The sequence below is a fragment of the Mucilaginibacter sp. P1_A3 genome, assembly GCF_056406855.1.
The window spans coordinates 370,050-387,054 of record NZ_JBFTZJ010000009.1; the positions used below are offsets into that span (position 1 = coordinate 370,050).

General features: G+C 40.1%; 20 protein-coding genes. 17 read left to right on the top strand and 3 right to left on the bottom strand.

All coding sequences use genetic code 11. From position 1 onward, the window contains the following. Positions 1 to 86: 86 nt before the first annotated feature. Complete coding sequence (pdeM, locus tag AC1D0K_RS21110; RefSeq protein ID WP_477398411.1) at positions 87 to 752, bottom strand: ligase-associated DNA damage response endonuclease PdeM; 666 nt, start codon at positions 750 to 752, stop codon at positions 87 to 89. A 127-nt stretch (positions 753 to 879) separates the two neighbouring features. Here pdeM and AC1D0K_RS21115 point away from each other — a divergent pair, with 127 nt between their 5' ends. The 13 genes from AC1D0K_RS21115 (at position 880) to AC1D0K_RS21175 (ending at position 10,630) form a co-directional block, all read left to right on the top strand. Next, positions 880 to 1,284 carry a hypothetical protein gene (locus AC1D0K_RS21115; RefSeq protein WP_477398409.1) on the top strand — a complete coding sequence of 135 codons (405 nt, stop codon included), beginning with the start codon at positions 880 to 882 and terminating at the stop codon, positions 1,282 to 1,284. Between the two features lie 163 nt (positions 1,285 to 1,447). Beyond that, positions 1,448 to 1,867 carry a cobalamin B12-binding domain-containing protein gene (locus AC1D0K_RS21120; protein WP_477398407.1) on the top strand — a complete coding sequence of 140 codons (420 nt, stop codon included), beginning with the start codon at positions 1,448 to 1,450 and terminating at the stop codon, positions 1,865 to 1,867. 12 nt (positions 1,868 to 1,879) lie between these two features. Next, entirely contained in the window at positions 1,880 to 2,662 is a 783-nt protein-coding gene (locus tag AC1D0K_RS21125) for an enoyl-CoA hydratase/isomerase family protein (protein ID WP_477398405.1), read from the top strand. Between the two features lie 395 nt (positions 2,663 to 3,057). Then, the gene (locus AC1D0K_RS21130) at positions 3,058 to 3,660 is read left to right on the top strand and encodes a hypothetical protein (RefSeq protein WP_295721427.1); all 603 of its coding nucleotides are present in this window, start codon (positions 3,058 to 3,060) and stop codon (positions 3,658 to 3,660) included. 175 nt (positions 3,661 to 3,835) lie between these two features. Next, a complete protein-coding gene (locus AC1D0K_RS21135; protein WP_477398403.1) occupies positions 3,836 to 5,266 on the top strand; it encodes a sigma-54-dependent transcriptional regulator in 1,431 nt (476 codons plus the stop codon). Between the two features lie 3 nt (positions 5,267 to 5,269). Further along, the gene (locus AC1D0K_RS21140; protein WP_295721422.1) at positions 5,270 to 5,479 is read left to right on the top strand and encodes a hypothetical protein; all 210 of its coding nucleotides are present in this window, start codon (positions 5,270 to 5,272) and stop codon (positions 5,477 to 5,479) included. A gap of 165 nt (positions 5,480 to 5,644) precedes the next feature. Then, complete coding sequence (locus AC1D0K_RS21145; protein WP_295721420.1) at positions 5,645 to 6,688, top strand: AI-2E family transporter; 1,044 nt, start codon at positions 5,645 to 5,647, stop codon at positions 6,686 to 6,688. Positions 6,689 to 6,842: 154 nt separating this feature from the next. Next, positions 6,843 to 7,109 carry a YtxH domain-containing protein gene (locus tag AC1D0K_RS21150; protein WP_147052900.1) on the top strand — a complete coding sequence of 89 codons (267 nt, stop codon included), beginning with the start codon at positions 6,843 to 6,845 and terminating at the stop codon, positions 7,107 to 7,109. A gap of 73 nt (positions 7,110 to 7,182) precedes the next feature. Then, complete coding sequence (locus AC1D0K_RS21155; RefSeq protein ID WP_477398877.1) at positions 7,183 to 7,533, top strand: phage holin family protein; 351 nt, start codon at positions 7,183 to 7,185, stop codon at positions 7,531 to 7,533. 5 nt (positions 7,534 to 7,538) lie between these two features. Beyond that, a complete protein-coding gene (locus AC1D0K_RS21160; RefSeq protein WP_477398879.1) occupies positions 7,539 to 7,985 on the top strand; it encodes a hypothetical protein in 447 nt (148 codons plus the stop codon). Positions 7,986 to 8,056: 71 nt separating this feature from the next. Then, positions 8,057 to 8,707: a tRNA (guanosine(46)-N7)-methyltransferase TrmB gene (gene trmB, locus AC1D0K_RS21165; protein WP_477398881.1), complete on the top strand. Its 651-nt coding sequence runs from the start codon at positions 8,057 to 8,059 to the stop codon at positions 8,705 to 8,707. 8 nt (positions 8,708 to 8,715) lie between these two features. Continuing rightward, positions 8,716 to 9,048, top strand: a complete 333-nt coding sequence (locus AC1D0K_RS21170) for an MGMT family protein (RefSeq protein WP_477398883.1) — start codon at positions 8,716 to 8,718, stop codon at positions 9,046 to 9,048. A gap of 64 nt (positions 9,049 to 9,112) precedes the next feature. Continuing rightward, positions 9,113 to 10,630 carry a TlpA family protein disulfide reductase gene (locus AC1D0K_RS21175; RefSeq protein ID WP_477398885.1) on the top strand — a complete coding sequence of 506 codons (1,518 nt, stop codon included), beginning with the start codon at positions 9,113 to 9,115 and terminating at the stop codon, positions 10,628 to 10,630. A gap of 15 nt (positions 10,631 to 10,645) precedes the next feature. Here the strand turns inward: AC1D0K_RS21175 and AC1D0K_RS21180 are convergent, their stop codons facing one another. Then, the gene (locus tag AC1D0K_RS21180) at positions 10,646 to 11,008 is read right to left on the bottom strand and encodes a VOC family protein (RefSeq protein WP_477398887.1); all 363 of its coding nucleotides are present in this window, start codon (positions 11,006 to 11,008) and stop codon (positions 10,646 to 10,648) included. Between the two features lie 68 nt (positions 11,009 to 11,076). Beyond that, a complete protein-coding gene (locus tag AC1D0K_RS21185; protein ID WP_477398889.1) occupies positions 11,077 to 11,454 on the bottom strand; it encodes a VOC family protein in 378 nt (125 codons plus the stop codon). Positions 11,455 to 11,648: 194 nt separating this feature from the next. Here AC1D0K_RS21185 and AC1D0K_RS21190 point away from each other — a divergent pair, with 194 nt between their 5' ends. From AC1D0K_RS21190 to polA, 4 genes are all read left to right on the top strand, one after another. Further along, positions 11,649 to 11,993 carry a carboxymuconolactone decarboxylase family protein gene (locus AC1D0K_RS21190; protein WP_477398891.1) on the top strand — a complete coding sequence of 115 codons (345 nt, stop codon included), beginning with the start codon at positions 11,649 to 11,651 and terminating at the stop codon, positions 11,991 to 11,993. Between the two features lie 238 nt (positions 11,994 to 12,231). Further along, complete coding sequence (locus AC1D0K_RS21195; RefSeq protein WP_477398893.1) at positions 12,232 to 12,846, top strand: biopolymer transporter ExbD; 615 nt, start codon at positions 12,232 to 12,234, stop codon at positions 12,844 to 12,846. Beyond that, a complete protein-coding gene (locus AC1D0K_RS21200) occupies positions 12,843 to 13,409 on the top strand; it encodes a DNA-3-methyladenine glycosylase I (protein ID WP_477443457.1) in 567 nt (188 codons plus the stop codon). The genes AC1D0K_RS21195 and AC1D0K_RS21200 overlap by 4 nt, the downstream gene beginning before the upstream one ends. A gap of 254 nt (positions 13,410 to 13,663) precedes the next feature. Continuing rightward, entirely contained in the window at positions 13,664 to 16,471 is a 2,808-nt protein-coding gene (gene polA / locus AC1D0K_RS21205) for a DNA polymerase I (protein WP_477398897.1), read from the top strand. The last annotated feature ends 534 nt before the right edge of the window (positions 16,472 to 17,005 follow it).

The window sequence follows — 17,005 nt, forward strand, 5'->3', positions numbered from 1 at the left end:
CTAAAAAGTTATTTAGAATCAATCTAAGAAATTACGGTGCAATTACACCGTAATTATGATTAAAATAAGGGTTAAAGCAGGGAGAATTAAGCAATTGCTATTACCTTATCTTTTAAAACGGCAAATATTTTATCGTTTTGGGCGCTGCGGATAGCCACCCTGCCAGTAAACTTGCCAAAAGAAGGTAGTATGGCCTGCCTGCTGCCAAAAGCAAAACAGGGTAGGGTTATGCTTTGCCTGCCACGGCCGCTTAAGTTTATACCGGGGTGAATGTGGCCACAAAAAACATAGGCGGCGGCGTTTTGCAGCTTATCATCGGGCAAAGGATGGTGAAGCATCAGGAACGGGGCGATCAACAGTTCGTTATGTAGTTCGACGTTAAGTTTTTGGTAGTGGCTGTCGGCAATAATATCATGGTTACCTTTTATGAGGATAATCTGTAATTGCGGAAACTGGCTACGCCAAAGTATGAACCAATCCCAGTCGTTATTCATATCACTATGAAACAAATCGCCCAGGAATAACAGCTTTTCGGGTTTGTGTTCGTGGATGAGATCAGATAGGGTAGCCAGGTCGCTTTGCTCCATGTCGCGGGGCACGGCTATGCCGGCTTTACGAAAATGCCCCACCTTACCAAAATGCACATCGGTAATGATTAAAGCTTTTTGCTGTTGCCAGTAAATGGCTTTTTGTGGGAGGAGTAAAAGATCTTGTTCAAGCAAGTTGAAAGTTGTGGCCTCACTGATCATCATAACATGGCAAAGTTAAAATTTATTTTTTGAGATGTTTACCAGGCCGTTACTAAGCCAATAAATAAATGTTATTTAACAAACTGTAACACAAGTGCAATGCTTATCGTAATGGTATAAAAATGATTTTATGAAAGCATTTGGCCTACTGTTTTTATTCATCGCGCTTGTAGTGGCGGGTGGTTGCAAAAAGGATAACGTTTCATCGCAAAAGCTTCAGGGTAATTACACAGGCAGGCTGGTTACCCAGGGTGTTCAATCAACACCGGGCGTTATTGATTTTAAAGTGGAAATAACAGGCAATAATTATCACGCTTTTCCTACTACGGGACTTTTGCCACTGAGCAGCAAAGGAACCTTTGCCTTAAATAATAACGATCAGATTGCTTTTACAGATAGCCTGGTACACACGGCTAATTTTAACTGGAGTCTTTTATTAAGTGGTACTTATTCTGCAGAATATAAAGGAGACAGTTTAATACTGGTTAAAGGTGGCGATGGCTATAGTTATACCTACCGGCTAAAAAAACAATAAATTGCCTGTTCAGTTTGCCTCAGCTTGTTTGCTCCCGAACATTCAATAACCAATATCAAAATGAATTTTAATTGATCATCAATTTCGATGTTCGGGACTCTAAATTCAGTATTCGATATTATCTTTCATTCTTATTACTTTTACGGCAACCAATCCGGTTTACATGAGTAATACCTTTAACCGACCCATCCGCGTTTTAGTTGCCAAAGTAGGGCTTGACGGGCACGACCGCGGCGCACGCATTATAGCTACGTCGCTGCGCGATGCCGGTATGGAAGTAATTTATACCGGCTTGCGCCAAACACCCGAGATGGTGGTGAACACCGCCCTGCAGGAAGATGTGGATGCCATTGGTATTTCCATATTATCCGGAGCGCACATGACGGTTTTCCCCAAAATACTCAAGCTTATAAAAGAGAAGCAGATGGATGACGTGCTTGTTACCGGCGGCGGGATTATCCCAAATGATGATATGATAACCCTGAAAGAGCAGGGCGTAGGTGAACTTTTTCCGCCAGGAACCAGCACGCAGGACATTGTTAAATATATAACGGATTGGGTGCATAAGCACCGTAACTTTTAAATAGCTATTGCAATGGAGTTTCAAAATTTGTTGATCACCAATCAAGATCGTATACAGTATATTACTATCAATAGGGAAAGCAAGCTCAATGCGCTCAACAAAGCCACCCTTGCCGAACTGCATACCGCATTTTTTGATGCGTTTAATAACCCGGCTGTGGGAGGCATTATTTTAACCGGGGCAGGAACAAAGGCTTTTGTAGCCGGCGCCGATATTAGTGAATTTGCAGACCTGGCTGTTGACGGGGGTACCGCGCTTGCCCGCAATAACCAAACTGAAGTTTTTGACCAGATTGCTAATGGCAATAAACCTGTGCTTGCGGCCATAAACGGGTTTGCTTTGGGTGGAGGCCTTGAACTGGCCATGGCCTGCCATATCCGCGTGGCTGCCGAAACCGCAAAAATGGGCACGCCCGAAGTTACCCTGGGATTAATTCCGGGGTATGGTGGTACCCAACGCTTACCCCAATTGGTGGGTAAAGGCAAAGCCTTTGAGATGATTTTAACAGGCGACATGATCAATGCGGCCGATGCGCTTCATTATGGATTAGTTACCCATGTGGTTGCTCCGGAAGCGTTGTTGGAAAAAGCCGAAGAGTTAATGAAAAAAATATTGCTTCGCGCTCCTTTAGCCCTTGCTGCTGCTATCCGGTCTGTAAATGCCGGTTTTAATGATGGGGTAAACGGATTTGAAACCGAAATAGAAGAGTTTGGAAAATGTTTCGGTACCGAAGATTTTAAAGAAGGTGTTGCCGCTTTTTTAGGGAAACGTAAAGCAGAATTTAAAGGGAAGTAATTCCAGAGAACAAAAATTGGCTAAGATGGGGTATTCAATATCTACCCCATCCTGATTGTTTTTAGTAACCCGCCCGGGGTGCTTAATAGCTGAATTCGCCACGTTCATGCTTTATAAATTTCAATCTAAACTGAAAAAAGATCAATTCACGCAGAAAACCCCTTTCTGTGCCTTGAAGTCCAATGTTAATTCTGTGTTAATTTTGACAGTAAAAAGGCAATTGTAATCCCATTTGACAATAGCCTGACCATGGTACCCTTATGGTCAGAAAATAAAATACTATTAATCAATTGATTAAATACTCGTGACTTTGGGATGAAAAATCATATATGATTTGGTGCTTTAATTTGCCCTGTGTTTAAAACAAAAACAAATATCAAAACACAACAATTGTTATGAAAAATTCATTCAAAATTTCAGCTTTAATTTTAGCTTTTGCCGGTTTAGGCCTTGGCGCATCAGCCCAAACAACAACTACCACAACAACTACTTCTACTACAACTACTACCCCGGGCGGTATCCGTTACAGCATTGGTGTTGATGCAGGTATACCTGTAGGTAACTTTAAAGATAACTACAAATGGAACTTAGGCGGTTCGGTACAGGCAGATATCCCGGTTTACAAAAACCAATTGTTTGTAACTGTTAATGCGGGTTACAATAACATTTTTGGTAAAAAGAATATTGGTGGTGTTGCTAATGCAGATGTAACTGATTTTCATTTAATACCTGTAAAAGCTGGTTTAAAATTCTTCCCTATCGAAAACTTTTATGTTCAGGGTGAAGCAGGAGCCGCGTTTTTGTTAAACAAAAGTGATCTTGGCTATACTAAATCAACCGCGTTTGTTTATGCTCCGCAAATTGGTGTTCAGTTCCCTGTAAGCAAAAGCAGCTTTATTGATGCCGGTGTACGTTACGAGGCTACTACCAAGTATGCTACTGGCGTTGATGCAAGTAAAGTAAACTTTATTGGTGTACGTGTAGCTTACGGATTTTAATATCGATCCTACTTATACCTATTAAAGAGGGAGGCCAGATTTGGTCTCCCTTTTTTGTTCTCTGACATTTTTTTAACCTGTGAACAACTATTATTCAACAAAACATCATCAAATTAGCAACATTGTTTGTAACTTAACGCCTTTAATACATTTACCATCACCTGTTATAACTGATATGAAGAAAATCCTCATCATTGATGATGAAGTTAATGTAGGCTTATTGCTATCTAAATTTTTAATACGCAATGGTTTTGATGTAAAGACCGCAACAAGCGGCACAGGCGGAATGGAGGCACTTAAAGAAAGCGAGTACAACCTGGTGCTTTGCGATTTTAGGCTGGAGGATACCGATGGCCGCGAAATGTTGCGTAATATAAAAATGCATTATCCCAAAACGGGTGTTATTATTATTACAGGCTACTCGGATATAAAAATGGCTGTCGAGCTCATTAAAATGGGAGCCTATGACTATATCACCAAGCCTTTGTACCCCGACGAGATATTAAATACCATTAATAAAGCCTTTGAAACCCATTACGCACTGGTCGAAGAGTCGGGAAATGCTGTTACGGTAGTTGCTGATAAATCAAAAAGCAAGGAGAACAAAAAGCAGGTTTTTGCAAGTGAGTTTGTTGCAGGTGTCAGCAAAACTTCCAAGGAGCTTTTGCGGCAGATTGAATTGGTTGCACCAACCAATTACAGTGTGATTATTTTGGGCGAAAGCGGTACGGGTAAAGAATCTGTAGCCAAAAGCATCCACCTGAACAGCCCTCGTCATAATCAGCCCTTTATAGCTATGGATTGCGGCTCATTAACAAAAGAGCTTGCTGCAAGTGAGTTTTTTGGTCACGAAAAAGGATCATTTACCGGGGCGCTATATACAAAAATAGGTCACTTTGAAATGGCTAATGGGGGCACTTTGTTTTTGGACGAGGTAGGCAACCTATCCTATGAAATTCAGGCTGCCTTATTGCGTACCGTACAGGAGCGTAAGGTTAAAAGAATAGGCAGTACTAAGGAGATTGATCTGGATGTACGCATTATTATAGCCACTAATGAAAGTCTGCAGGAGGGCATACAAAAAGGAAGATTCAGGGAAGATCTGTATCATCGTTTTAACGAGTTTACTATATATATGCCGCCTTTGCGCGAACGTGGTAATGACATCATGCTGCTGGCCGATCATTTTTTAAGGATAGCCAACAATGAATTGGGACGTAATGTAGATACTTTTTCGCCCGAGGTAATTGATTGTTTTATGAATTACCGCTGGCCGGGAAATATCCGCGAACTGAAGAACGTGATCAGGAGGGCGGCTTTACTTGCCGAGGATAATGAGATCACGATGAAGGCATTGCCTTTGGAGATATCAAATTTTAAAACACCATCGTTTGAGCACTCCCATAATTCTAATTCAATACCACATGATGCGCCGGAAATAAGGGAAAATCGTCATGATTTGAAAAACGCGGCGCTTGAAGCAGAATATGAAACCATTATAAGGGTTTTAAGAGAAGTGAACTTTAACAAGACCAAGGCCGCCGAGATATTGAAGATAGACAGGAAAACGCTGTATAACAAAATGAAAGCCATCAACCTTAAATAAAAGATGGATTTACTACAAAATCAGGGGACAGGCGAGGATGAAAACCTGCGCAAGTTAAAGCACGACATAAAAAATCAGCTTTCAAACATTCACCTTGCGCTTGAACAGCTAAAGTATGAACTGCCCGATATCAGCGAGGATTGCATGTTTTATATTGATACTATTTCAACAAGTTCAACCAAAATAAATGACCTGTTAAACGATACTCATTAAATTAAATACAAAGGATATTCTTTTAAAAAACGCCAAAACTTTTTGGCGTTTTTTTGTTTAATATGGAAGAGAATTAAGATATAGGAATCAAGAGATATTGGTTTTGGTGCTTTTTTCTACCCGGATTCCTGACTTTAACCTTTTGATTCTTTAGCTAAGCCTTTAATGTCAATTTTTAATTATAAGCAGCGCAACAACATCATCCTGGCAAGCATCATTATATTGGGGTGCTTTTTGCTTTACGCGCTTAGCGGTTTGTTTAGCAGCATACTCGGCGCCATTGTGCTATACACTATTTTTAGGCCTTTGTATATTAACCTGTCCGATAAAAGGGGCTGGAACGGCTCGCTGGTAGCCCTGCTCATTATTTTCACCTCCCTTATTATTATCGTTATCCCTTTTCTTACGCTAAGCATAATGGTGGTAGGCAAAATATCGAGTATAAATATTAAAGATCTTCCTATTGATCAATGGACTTCAAAAATTGATGCTTTTGCGGGTGCAAACCTCAATCAGCCACACTTTGCCGAAGATACACTTCAAAAACTGGGCAGCATTGGCGCAGGTTTGTTCCCATCCATATTAAGCAGCGCGGCCAGCATTATTATTACATTGCTGGTTTTGTACTTTATTTTGTACTTTATGCTTACACAGATGAGTGAGTTTGAAGCCGGATTGCTCAAATATGCGCCTTTTCGTGAACAGCACGCGTTAAAATTTGCAGCCGCCCTGCGCGATTCTACCTATTCTAACGTTTTAGGACAAGGAATAATAGCCCTGACACAGGGTGTGCTGCTGGCAAATGGCTTTTTGATATTTGGCATACCCGACCCGGTATTCTGGGGAGTTATAGCTGTATTTATTTCGTTTTTACCGGTTGTGGGCGCGCCAACATTGTGTATACCGGCAAGTATAGTTTTATTTGCACAGGGCCATAACTGGCAGGGAGTTTTGTTGCTGGCTTATGGCTTATTGTTTATTGGCAACGTTGATAATTTTCTAAGAATGATCATTAACAAACGCATAGCCAATACGCATCCTATTATATCTATCGTTGGGGTATTCATCGGAATTCCTCTTTTTGGAATTTTGGGCTTGGTTTTTGGTCCGGTTTTGTTATCTTACTTTTTATTGTTACTGGAGATTTATGAAACGAACCGTTTAGCTGCCGACCGACTGGAAAGGATACGTACAGTGCCAGAAAACTGACAGTTATAATGCTCACTTTTGTAAACACAGTATCAAAAACACAATAAGTAAAAAAACTATTTATACAGAAATTGTATACAAATAATACAATTGATGATATTTGGCAAGGTATTTAGTATTAATCAATCAATGTTCAACTTTAAATTATATTCCAATGAACGATAACACAAAAGTAGTTGTTGCTTTACTTGCAGGCCTGGCGGCAGGAGCAGCTTTAGGTATTTTATTTGCTCCGGATAAAGGGGGCGAAACACGCGATAAACTTACAGAATCATTAAAGAACCTTGGCGACTCTATAAAAGAAACCGCTGCGGCAGAAATTGATAACCTTGTTGGGTTAAAAGACAAGGTAGTTGAAAACATTAAATCAAAGATAAGGGGTGCCGAAGAAGAGTACCAGGACGATTTGGAACATGCATAATTTTAAATTACCCGGATAATTCATTTTGTGTGAATTATCCGGGATTATAAAATTATAAAACAAACAAACACCTATGGAAGCCCAAAAAGAAACACCACCACCATTACCGCCCATTATCGATCAGTTAAAGGAATACGCCGAAACGCGTTTTAAACTTTTAAAATATGAGGCTATAGACGGGAGTACTTCAATTTTAGCAAGCGTTATTACCGATGTTATTGTTGCAATAAGCATGTTACTGGCTTTTATATTTGCCAGTTTTACACTCGCTTTTTATTTAGGTGATCTGTTTCAATCATTGTGGGAGGGCTTTGGTTGCGTGGCCCTTATTTATTTAATAATCGCCATTATTATAAAGCTTAATAAACGTGCTTTTGAAAAGCCTTTGGCTAACATCTTTATCCAGAAAATATTTAAACGGTAGTCACAATGAGTTATAAAATAAGAAGTATAAACGATTTGCAGGACGAGATTTTCAGGCTGAAAACATTGGAGAGTCAGCAAAGCTTTGCATTAAAGGCGCGTTTTAGTAGTCCTTCTGCCATATTTTCATCTGTTCTGTCAATGTTTCCGCGCTCTGTTGATAGTGATGGTGTGCGCAGTTCAGGGCTTTTTCATCCGGATATTATAAACCTTATTTCGCGGTTCGTTATTCCCTTAACCCTAAATAAAACCATTTTTAAAAACTCCAATTTTTTAATTAAAACATTGGTAGGGCTGGTATCACAAAAAGCATCAAACTACGTTAACGAAGATTCGGTTTCGGGCATTTGGGGTACAGTAAAGGGGATTTTTGAAAAATTCACCAAAAAGAAATCAACTGGCGATTATAAGCCTGAACCTTATAAAAAACCGGCAACCGGGGCAGTTGTTTAAAGCTATTTTAAACCGCGTTCTGCTCAATTAACATAAAAACCTATTTTTGCACTTTATTTTTAAAATATAAAGTGGGAAAAGATAAGTTAAAACGCTTTGCTGAGATTGATACCTTTAGTAATGTATTACAGTTAGATGCCGGTAAACCTTTTAAGGGACAATGGAATACCGGTTTTTTCAATAACAACAACCCTGTAGTTTTGGAGCTTGCCTGTGGTAAGGGCGAATACACCGTAAACCTGGCCAATTTATTCCCCGATAAAAATTTTATTGGTATTGATTACAAGGGTAACCGTATATGGCGCGGCGCTAAAACCGCTATTGAAGATAACGTAACTAATGTTGCCTTCCTGAGGATACAAATAGAGAACCTGCTGGATTACTTTGCCGATGGAGAAGTTGATGAAATTTGGATCACCTTCCCCGATCCGCAGCCGCAGTTAAGTCGCGAAAAGAAACGCCTCACATCGCCACGCTTTTTAGATAAGTATATTGAAATCCTAAAACCATCGGGCTGTGTTAACCTTAAAACGGATAATGACGACCTGCATGCTTATACTGCCGAAAAGATAGAAGAGCTAAAACTGAAACTGCATGCTAAAACCGAAGATCTATATCATTCGGAATATGCAGATGAGGTTTTATCCATTAAAACTTACTACGAGAAAAAATATTTAAAAGATAATAAGAACATTAACTACCTTAAGTTTTCTTTTGCGTAGGTTAATCAATGGAAGATATCAATTTTTTCGATAAAGTTTACCAGGTTGCCCGGCTGATACCTAAAGGCCGGGTAACTTCTTATGGTGCTATTGCCTCATACCTGGGCACCAAAGGCTCCTCGCGCGTGGTGGGCTACGCCATGCAAGCGGCTGGCAGGGTTAATCCACCGGTTCCGGCACATAGGGTAGTTAACAGGCAAGGCTTGCTCACCGCTAAATTTCATTTCGGCGGTAGCACCATGCAGGAGATGCTGGAAAGCGAAGGCGTAAAAGTAGTTGACGACCAGGTGCAGGATTTTAAAACGGTGTATTGGGATCCTAATATTGAGCTGGCGTTGTGATTGAGGGTAGGATATAACAATGTTTAAAAAATATCGTTATTCACTCTACAAATCCTACCTAATCATGAAAAAACCTTTTGTCGGATTTATTGTTTTTTTATTTATTCTAAAAGTAGCCGCAGCTCAGAAAGCGGTTTTACATATCACCTTGTTAAATTCTGCTAATCCTGATTGTTCATTGTCCACCAGTGATGCCTTTGATTTTGATTATCTGAAAAAAGGAGATATCGATATTCATTTAGGTAAAGGATATAAATTGTCATATGCCTTCAATTTAACTCAGCCAAGATTTGTTTCCTTTTTCTGTTCAAGAGATTCAACCCGTTCTAATTCGTTGAGATATGTTTTCTTTTTGTCGCCGGGAGATAATCTTTTTTTTAAGGTCGATTTTAGTAAAAACAATAATGGTATTGTTGTTACCGGCAAAGGAGCAAACAACAACCAACCATTAATTGGGAGTTTCGGCGACATTGATTTAATGAAGTATTACGGTGATACAATACCTAATCGGGTTATAGATGTTATCAACCATCAACAATCATTTTATAAAAGTAACGCCGAAAGTTATATTAAACAATTTAAACCCACAGCGGCTTTTATAAAAAACATCAATTATAATGTGCAATATAATGCGGCAAACACTTATTATAATTTTAAAGAAAATAATAAATTCCAGGTACGGGATGCATATACCCGAAATTTTGACAAATGGCAACATGTAAACGACAGCTTGTTTGCAATAATTAAACTTAACAATAACGATGCTCTAATCTCCAATAGTTATACAGGCTTGATTCGCAGTTTTCTAATGCGAGAAAAGGAAAGGCTATGGGGTGAAAGTTTTAAAAATCCCGTAGCTTTTTTTAAAGAATGGTATAAGTCCGATACAACCGTCGGGCCAAAACTATTTAATGAAGATCAGCAAAACTTTCTGAAAGAAAAGATCATCAATAAATATTTTACAGGAAGGGCGGCCGAATACCTTTACGCGGTGTTATTTGACAATGCTATGGGGGATCGAAATCCTAAAAATATAGTCCAGATCTTTGAGCGCTTTAAACAGCGGTACCCACACAGTAAATATGTGGAGTGGTTTAGTCCTTCAATTGATACCGTTAAAAGAAAGCAGCGGCAAAGCCTGACAGCTGATATGGTTTTTGTTACCGATAATGGTATAAGGCTTAATAATTTTGATGAGGTACTTGCAATTACAAAAGGGAAAACCATACTATTAGATATGTGGGGAACATGGTGCGGACCATGCCGTGGAGAAATTGAAAAAAATAGTGCTGCTATAAAAGCCCATTTTAAAGATAAAGGGTTAAGTTATTTATATGTTGCCAATTTTGATTTACAAAACGAAAAGGAATGGAAAAACCTTATAGCCTACTTTGATTTAAAAGGTACACATATCTTGGCCAACAAAAACCTATCTCAAGATATTATGGCGAAGGTAAAAGGCAACGGTTATCCTACTTATGTAGTGATCAAAAAAGATGGATCGTACGAACAATCAAAAGCCGGTTTCCCCATGAACAGAGATGTATTAATTAAGCAGTTAGAGGATGCTTTGGCTCAGTAATTGGAATAAATAACACTACCTGGTCATCTCTAGCAACTCCATCCGGTTACCAAAGGGATCTATAAAAGCAAACCGTTCACGCCCTGCAATTTTGGGCTCTTCCACAATTTCAATACCGTGATCTTGCAGATGTTTTCGGGCAGCAACAATACTCGTTACCTCAAAAGCGCTATGCCTGATGGTGCGCGGCAATAAGTGTTCAACACCAATATGTAGATCAATATTGCCGATAGCGAACCAATAACCTGCAGAAGTGAATACATCGGGCCTTTCAATCAATTCCAGCCCGATAACGTTGGTATAAAATAGTTTTGCCTCCTCCAGTTTTTCTGGTGAAACGCAAATGTGAATGTGGTCGGCACGTTTAAAGTTGATCATTGAAAAGAATATAAATTACCGTCATTACTCATGAGGGGGTGCAAAAAAAACTTTTAAAACAGGAGTTACTACTCATCCTCCGCAAAAGTCAGCACATAATTGTTATTATCCTTGATAGAAAATTCGGTAGCCCCATAAAAAGTGGTTTCCAGTCCTTTAATTACAGGTACAAGCTCTTTTATCCCCTCAAAAAAAGTGCGGATGTTTTTAAGTTTGATATAGAATAGCATGGAGGCTCCATCCTGCCGGCTGATATCGGGCAGTTCCTCGCCCAGGCTGGCCATGGTTTGAAACATAAACGTAACATTACCTTTGGCCATCATAGCCCACACCAGGTTGTTGCCGGTTTCGGGCACGGTAACTACCAGCTCGAAACCCAGCAGCTGGTAAAATTTGATGGTTTCGTTAATATCCTTAACAAAAATATTGGGTGATAAACTTTCCATGTTTTCTTTGATTGTTCGGTAAAAATTGAAATAAAATTCTTGAGATAAAAATAAAGATTTATAACTTTAAATGCTAAATAAATTAGTAAAATTGTAGGGTAAATGGCTAAAGGTAATTTTATAAATTATTTGAGGCAATCACTAATCCAACAATTTGCTATTGTTAAGGCATTCAATAACTCAATAATTAAAAAGTGGGAAAACTAATAGAAGAATTTGACGCCTATCGTTCTAAAATGAACGACAGGATAATGGAGACTGCTAACACCAACATCAAACGCTTTTTCGCGCTTGATACCACCAGTTATGCCGATGGAGCCCTTGATGTAAAAACCAAAGAAATGCTGGGCCTGGTAGCCAGCATGGTGTTGCGTTGCGATGACTGTATTAAATATCACCTCGGCAAATGCTTTGAGGCTGGTGTAAAGCACGATGAAATGAACGAGATCTTTATGATTGCCAACCTGGTAGGAGGCTCCATCGTTATACCGCATTACCGCCGGGCAGTGGAGTATTGGGATGAGTTGAATGAGGTTTAGCTAACCGCTGAGTGGTTGCAATTGGTAAATCCGTGATATCTGGATGCATGGCGACGAGTCGACTCACCCCGACATCGCTTCGCTTGTCACCTTTCTCTCCGCTTCGCGCATAGAGGGGCAGAAAAATAAATTTCCTTACCCTCTTTGCACCGTAGGTGAAAGAAGGTCGGCCAGTGCAGCGGAGATCCAATAGTTGTGCGGTGCATGTTTATAATTGTTATCACTTAATCCTAAACTTATGTATAAGTCTAAATCAAGCCGCAAACTGTTTTATGTTGACATGTTTCCTATGGTTAATTTAGCATTAATTATACTGATGTTTTTGCTGGTTTACGGAAAACCGGTTGCACGTTATCCCATCAATATCAATTTACCAGCTGGGCATTCATTTAATACGCGTGATCCGGATTTTGACTTCATAAGTGTTTTGGTTGGACAAAACAAAGTTATGCTCGCACTTAAATCTCCTGAAATACGCGAAGATGTTTTAAAACAAATGGCCGAAATATATCATATCCCATTTACCGGGGGAGAAGTAACCAAATTTGGCAAAACCGATGTTATCGGCATGCCCCTGAGTGCATTAAAGCGGTATATTAACAATTATTACAATGTTTCTGACTATTACTCCCAGGCCGGTATTCTGCCGGATTTATCATGTAATGATGAATTTTATAATTGGGTAAAGTGTGCAGAACGAGCCTCAGTTAAATTACATTACGCAACGTTACCCATCGAAATTCAAGCTGATGGAGAGACCCCTTACCCGATTATTAAAAATATTATAAGTGTGTTACAAAAACAATGCATCAATAAATTTACCATAGCATACACATTTTTATGGCAACGATGAATCAACAAACCAACGAAATAACCCGCTGCTCATGGGCCGGGACCGACGAACTTTATATCAAGTATCACGATGAAGAATGGGGCAAGGAAGTTCATGATGACCACATTCTGTTTGAGTTTTTAATCCTCGAATCGGCCCAGGCCGGTTTAAGCTGGATCACTATTTTGCGTAGGAGAGATGGCTATAGAAAAGCCTTTGCAGATTTTGATGTGCATAAAGTAGCTGCCTTTACAGATGAGGATGTGGAACGCCTGATGCAGGATGTGGGTATTATTCGCAACCGACTTAAAATTCTGGCGGCTATCAGCAATGCGAAGCTGTTTATCGGCATTCAACAGGAATTTGGCTCGTTTGATAAATACCTGTACAGTTTTATGCCCGGTGGTAAGCCTATTATAAATCACTTCCACAAAATACCTGCGAGCACAGCCGAATCTGACGCTATTAGCAAAGACATGAAAAAGCGGGGCTTCAAATTCTTTGGTACCACTATTTGTTACGCCCATATGCAGGCAACAGGAATGGTGAATGATCATATTCCGGAGTGTAGCTATAAATTTTAATAAACACGAATTGCACAAATGAGAACGAATTACATGAATTTTAATAGACACGAATGGCACAAATGAGAACGAATTACACGAATTAGTGGTGGAGGTTTTTTGACTTACACAAATTGATTTGCATCTATTTAATGATGAATTTGATTAAGCGTGATTCTAAAATATCGTATAAATTCGTGTACTTTGCAAAAGCCCATTGCACGCGGGTTTCGTGAAAATTTGACCCTATTCGTGTAATTCGTGAAAAATTAATTATGAAAAAACTATTTCTTTTGGATGGTATGGCCCTTATTTACCGGGCGCATTTTGCTTTGAGTAAAAGTCCGCGGTTTACCTCGGGCGGGATGAATACATCGGCAGTGATGGGGTTTACCAATACCCTGCTGGATGTTTTGAAAAAAGAAAAGCCAACTCACATGGCAGTTGTTTTTGATACCGAAGCGCCAACCGAACGGCATACAGATTATGAGCATTATAAAGCACATCGCGAAGCCATGCCCGAGGATCTGTCCAAAGCATTGCCTTATGTGGTTAAGCTGATTTTAGGTTTCAATATCCCTGTTATTACATCAGACGGGTATGAGGCAGATGATATCATTGGTACCCTGGCCAAAAAAGCCGAACAGAAAGGTTACCAGGTTTACTGTATGACACCCGATAAGGATTTTGCACAACTGGTATCTGATAATATCCGCATTTACAAACCCGCCCGTATGGGTAACGAAATGGAGATATTGGGCGTTAAGGAAGTGCTGGAGAAATGGGAAATTGAACGTGTTGAACAGGTAATAGATATTTTGGGTTTATGGGGCGATGCGGTAGATAATATTCCTGGTATCCCGGGGATTGGCGAAAAAACCGCGAAGTCGCTTATTAAACAATATGGTTCTATGGAAGAGATCATCGCCCATAGCCATGAGTTAAAAGGGAAGCAGCGCGAAAACGTAGAGCAATTTGCCGAGCAGGGTTTGCTGTCAAAAAAACTGGCTACTATTCTTTTGAATGTGCCTGTGGAGTTGGACGAGGAAGGGCTGGAGATTTGCGCGCCAAGCAAGGAACTGTTGGAGCCGCTTTTTGCCGAACTGGAGTTCCGCACGCTGGGGAAACGTGTTTTTGGCGATGATTTCAGCATTACGGAAATGAAACCTGCTGGTACGCAAACAGATTTGTTTGGCAACGAGGTTGCAACCGGGCGTACTACCATGACCGTTGATATAGAGGATATCCGGGAGGATTTTATTATTGCCTCTAAAAATATAGATAACGTTCCGCACGAATACCACCTGGCCGATACCTTTGAAAAACGCGCCAGCTTAATTGCCATGCTGAAACAGCAGGAGTCGTTTTGTTTTGATACGGAAACAACCGGCACCGACGCCAATAATTGTGAATTGGTAGGTCTTTCATTCTCGGTAAAGGCAGGCGAGGCCTGGTACATACCTGTACCTGTTGACCAGGAAGCTGTTAAAAGCATTGTTAACGAGTTTAAGCCGGTATTGGAAAATGAAAAAATCAGTAAAATAGGGCAAAACCTCAAATTTGATATCCTGGTGCTGAAATGGTACGATGTGCAGGTTAAGGGCAAGCTGTTTGATACCATGATGGCGCATTATGTTATAGACCCGGATACCCGCCATGGTATGGATGTTTTGTCAGAAAATTACCTGAACTATAAGCCGGTTTCTATCACTTCGCTCATTGGTGCCAAAGGTAAAAACCAAGGCAACATGCGCGATGTAGAGATAGGGAAAATAAAAGAATATGCAGCCGAAGATGCAGACATTACCCTGCAGTTGAAAGCCGTATTTGAACCTAAATTAAAAGAAGTTGAAAGCGAAAAGCTGATTCATGAAATAGAGCATCCATTGATATATGTACTGGCTGATATTGAGTACGAAGGCGTGAAAATAGACCATGATACCCTTCGTGAGTTTAGCAAAGAGTTAGAAACGGATGTAGCCAAATTAGAGAAAACAGTTTTTGAGAAAGCAGGAGTGAGGTTCAATATTGCGTCACCAAAACAATTGGGTGAAGTGCTTTTTGAAAAACTGATGCTTGATCCCAAGGCAAAGAAAACCAAAACCGGTCAGTATCAAACAGGCGAAGATGTATTGCTTTCCCTGGCTGCCAAAAGCGATATTGTAAGGGATATATTAGATTTTCGTCAGCTGCAAAAACTAAAATCTACTTATGTTGATGCCTTGCCGCTCATGGTAAATCCTAAAACGGGCAGGGTGCACACCTCTTATAACCAGGCCGTAGCTGCAACAGGCAGATTGAGCAGCGTTAATCCTAATCTTCAAAATATTCCTATCCGTACAGAGCGTGGCCGCGAAGTGCGTAAAGCATTTATTCCAAGAGATAACGGGCATAGCATTATATCTGCCGATTATTCGCAGATAGAGCTGCGCATTATTGCCGAGATCAGCAAAGATCCCAACATGATGCAGGCCTTTGTTGATAACCTGGATATACACACCGCAACCGCTGCCAATGTTTATGGTATTGCTTTGGATGAAGTAACCAGCGAACAACGCCGTAATGCCAAGGCCGTTAACTTCGGGATCATTTACGGGCAATCGGCATTTGGTTTATCGCAGAGCCTGGGCATTCCGCGTAAGGAAGCTGCCGATATTATTGAGCAATACTTTGCGCAGTTTGTTGGTATTAAGCAATACATGAGTGATACCATGAACTTTGCCCGCGAGAATGGTTATGTATGCACACTGATGGGTAGGCGCAGGTATTTAAGGGATATCAATTCGGCCAACGCGACTGTACGTGGCTTCGCCGAGCGAAATGCCATCAACGCGCCCATACAAGGCTCGGCTGCAGATATGATCAAGATAGCCATGATCAATATTCACCGCGAATTTAAAGCCCAAAACCTGGAGGCCCGCATGACTATGCAGGTGCATGATGAGTTGGTGTTTGACGTGCCAAATAACGAGATTGAAATAGTGAAGCCTATTATTATGCATAATATGAAAACTGCTATTCAAACAACTGTACCCATTATGGTTGAGATTGGTACAGGCTTGAATTGGCTGGAAGCACATTAATAAGGCTGCGATTGTGAGGTATTTATAACAAGGGGAGAATCCCAGACTTACGAAGTTTTTAAAACTTCGTAAGTCTTTCGCCGCTTGTTATTTCCTCCTTTAGAGTTCTCCAAATTTTACAACTTTTCATGATGCTTTTTGAAAAAATTTTTGTCATCCTGAACGATAAAATTTCGCGAAACTCTGAAGGTGAAATGACGGAAACTAACCAAGGTTAAGACTCACCCCGTCGAGGCTGCGCCCGACACCCCTCTCTTCAACTTCGTTGGAAAGAGGGAATTGAAACTTAGAATTAACTTTTTTGACCCTCTTTCCAACGAAGTTGAAGAGAGATTCTGTGTTAATTATCAAATAATTTTTAATTTTGTTTACTTAAGGCGGCTTTATGTCAGCCTGTTTAGGGCGGTATAACTTCGTGTTTTATTCGCCCTAACTCTTTTTATACTGCTGCTGCATTTGTTTTTTGTAAGTATGCTTTATCATATTTCTTTTCTGTTGTCCAGATCGTATAAATCATTTCCAGTATTTTTCTTT

What these genes read in the sequence shown, in the direction of transcription:
- AC1D0K_RS21160 (WP_477398879.1), top strand. Translation starts at nt 7,539, where the DNA reads ATGAGTTATAAAATAAGAAGTATAAACGATTTGCAGGACGAGATTTTC.
- AC1D0K_RS21185 (WP_477398889.1), bottom strand. Translation starts at nt 11,454, where the DNA reads ATGGAAAGTTTATCACCCAATATTTTTGTTAAGGATATTAACGAAACC.
- AC1D0K_RS21130 (WP_295721427.1), top strand. Translation starts at nt 3,058, where the DNA reads ATGAAAAATTCATTCAAAATTTCAGCTTTAATTTTAGCTTTTGCCGGT.
- AC1D0K_RS21175 (WP_477398885.1), top strand. Translation starts at nt 9,113, where the DNA reads ATGAAAAAACCTTTTGTCGGATTTATTGTTTTTTTATTTATTCTAAAA.
- AC1D0K_RS21120 (WP_477398407.1), top strand. Translation starts at nt 1,448, where the DNA reads ATGAGTAATACCTTTAACCGACCCATCCGCGTTTTAGTTGCCAAAGTA.
- AC1D0K_RS21200 (WP_477443457.1), top strand. Translation starts at nt 12,843, where the DNA reads ATGAATCAACAAACCAACGAAATAACCCGCTGCTCATGGGCCGGGACC.
- AC1D0K_RS21155 (WP_477398877.1), top strand. Translation starts at nt 7,183, where the DNA reads ATGGAAGCCCAAAAAGAAACACCACCACCATTACCGCCCATTATCGAT.
- AC1D0K_RS21170 (WP_477398883.1), top strand. Translation starts at nt 8,716, where the DNA reads ATGGAAGATATCAATTTTTTCGATAAAGTTTACCAGGTTGCCCGGCTG.
- AC1D0K_RS21135 (WP_477398403.1), top strand. Translation starts at nt 3,836, where the DNA reads ATGAAGAAAATCCTCATCATTGATGATGAAGTTAATGTAGGCTTATTG.
- AC1D0K_RS21145 (WP_295721420.1), top strand. Translation starts at nt 5,645, where the DNA reads ATGTCAATTTTTAATTATAAGCAGCGCAACAACATCATCCTGGCAAGC.
- pdeM (WP_477398411.1), bottom strand. Translation starts at nt 752, where the DNA reads ATGATGATCAGTGAGGCCACAACTTTCAACTTGCTTGAACAAGATCTT.
- AC1D0K_RS21180 (WP_477398887.1), bottom strand. Translation starts at nt 11,008, where the DNA reads ATGATCAACTTTAAACGTGCCGACCACATTCACATTTGCGTTTCACCA.
- AC1D0K_RS21195 (WP_477398893.1), top strand. Translation starts at nt 12,232, where the DNA reads ATGTATAAGTCTAAATCAAGCCGCAAACTGTTTTATGTTGACATGTTT.
- AC1D0K_RS21140 (WP_295721422.1), top strand. Translation starts at nt 5,270, where the DNA reads ATGGATTTACTACAAAATCAGGGGACAGGCGAGGATGAAAACCTGCGC.
- AC1D0K_RS21115 (WP_477398409.1), top strand. Translation starts at nt 880, where the DNA reads ATGAAAGCATTTGGCCTACTGTTTTTATTCATCGCGCTTGTAGTGGCG.
- AC1D0K_RS21125 (WP_477398405.1), top strand. Translation starts at nt 1,880, where the DNA reads ATGGAGTTTCAAAATTTGTTGATCACCAATCAAGATCGTATACAGTAT.
- AC1D0K_RS21150 (WP_147052900.1), top strand. Translation starts at nt 6,843, where the DNA reads ATGAACGATAACACAAAAGTAGTTGTTGCTTTACTTGCAGGCCTGGCG.
- polA (WP_477398897.1), top strand. Translation starts at nt 13,664, where the DNA reads ATGAAAAAACTATTTCTTTTGGATGGTATGGCCCTTATTTACCGGGCG.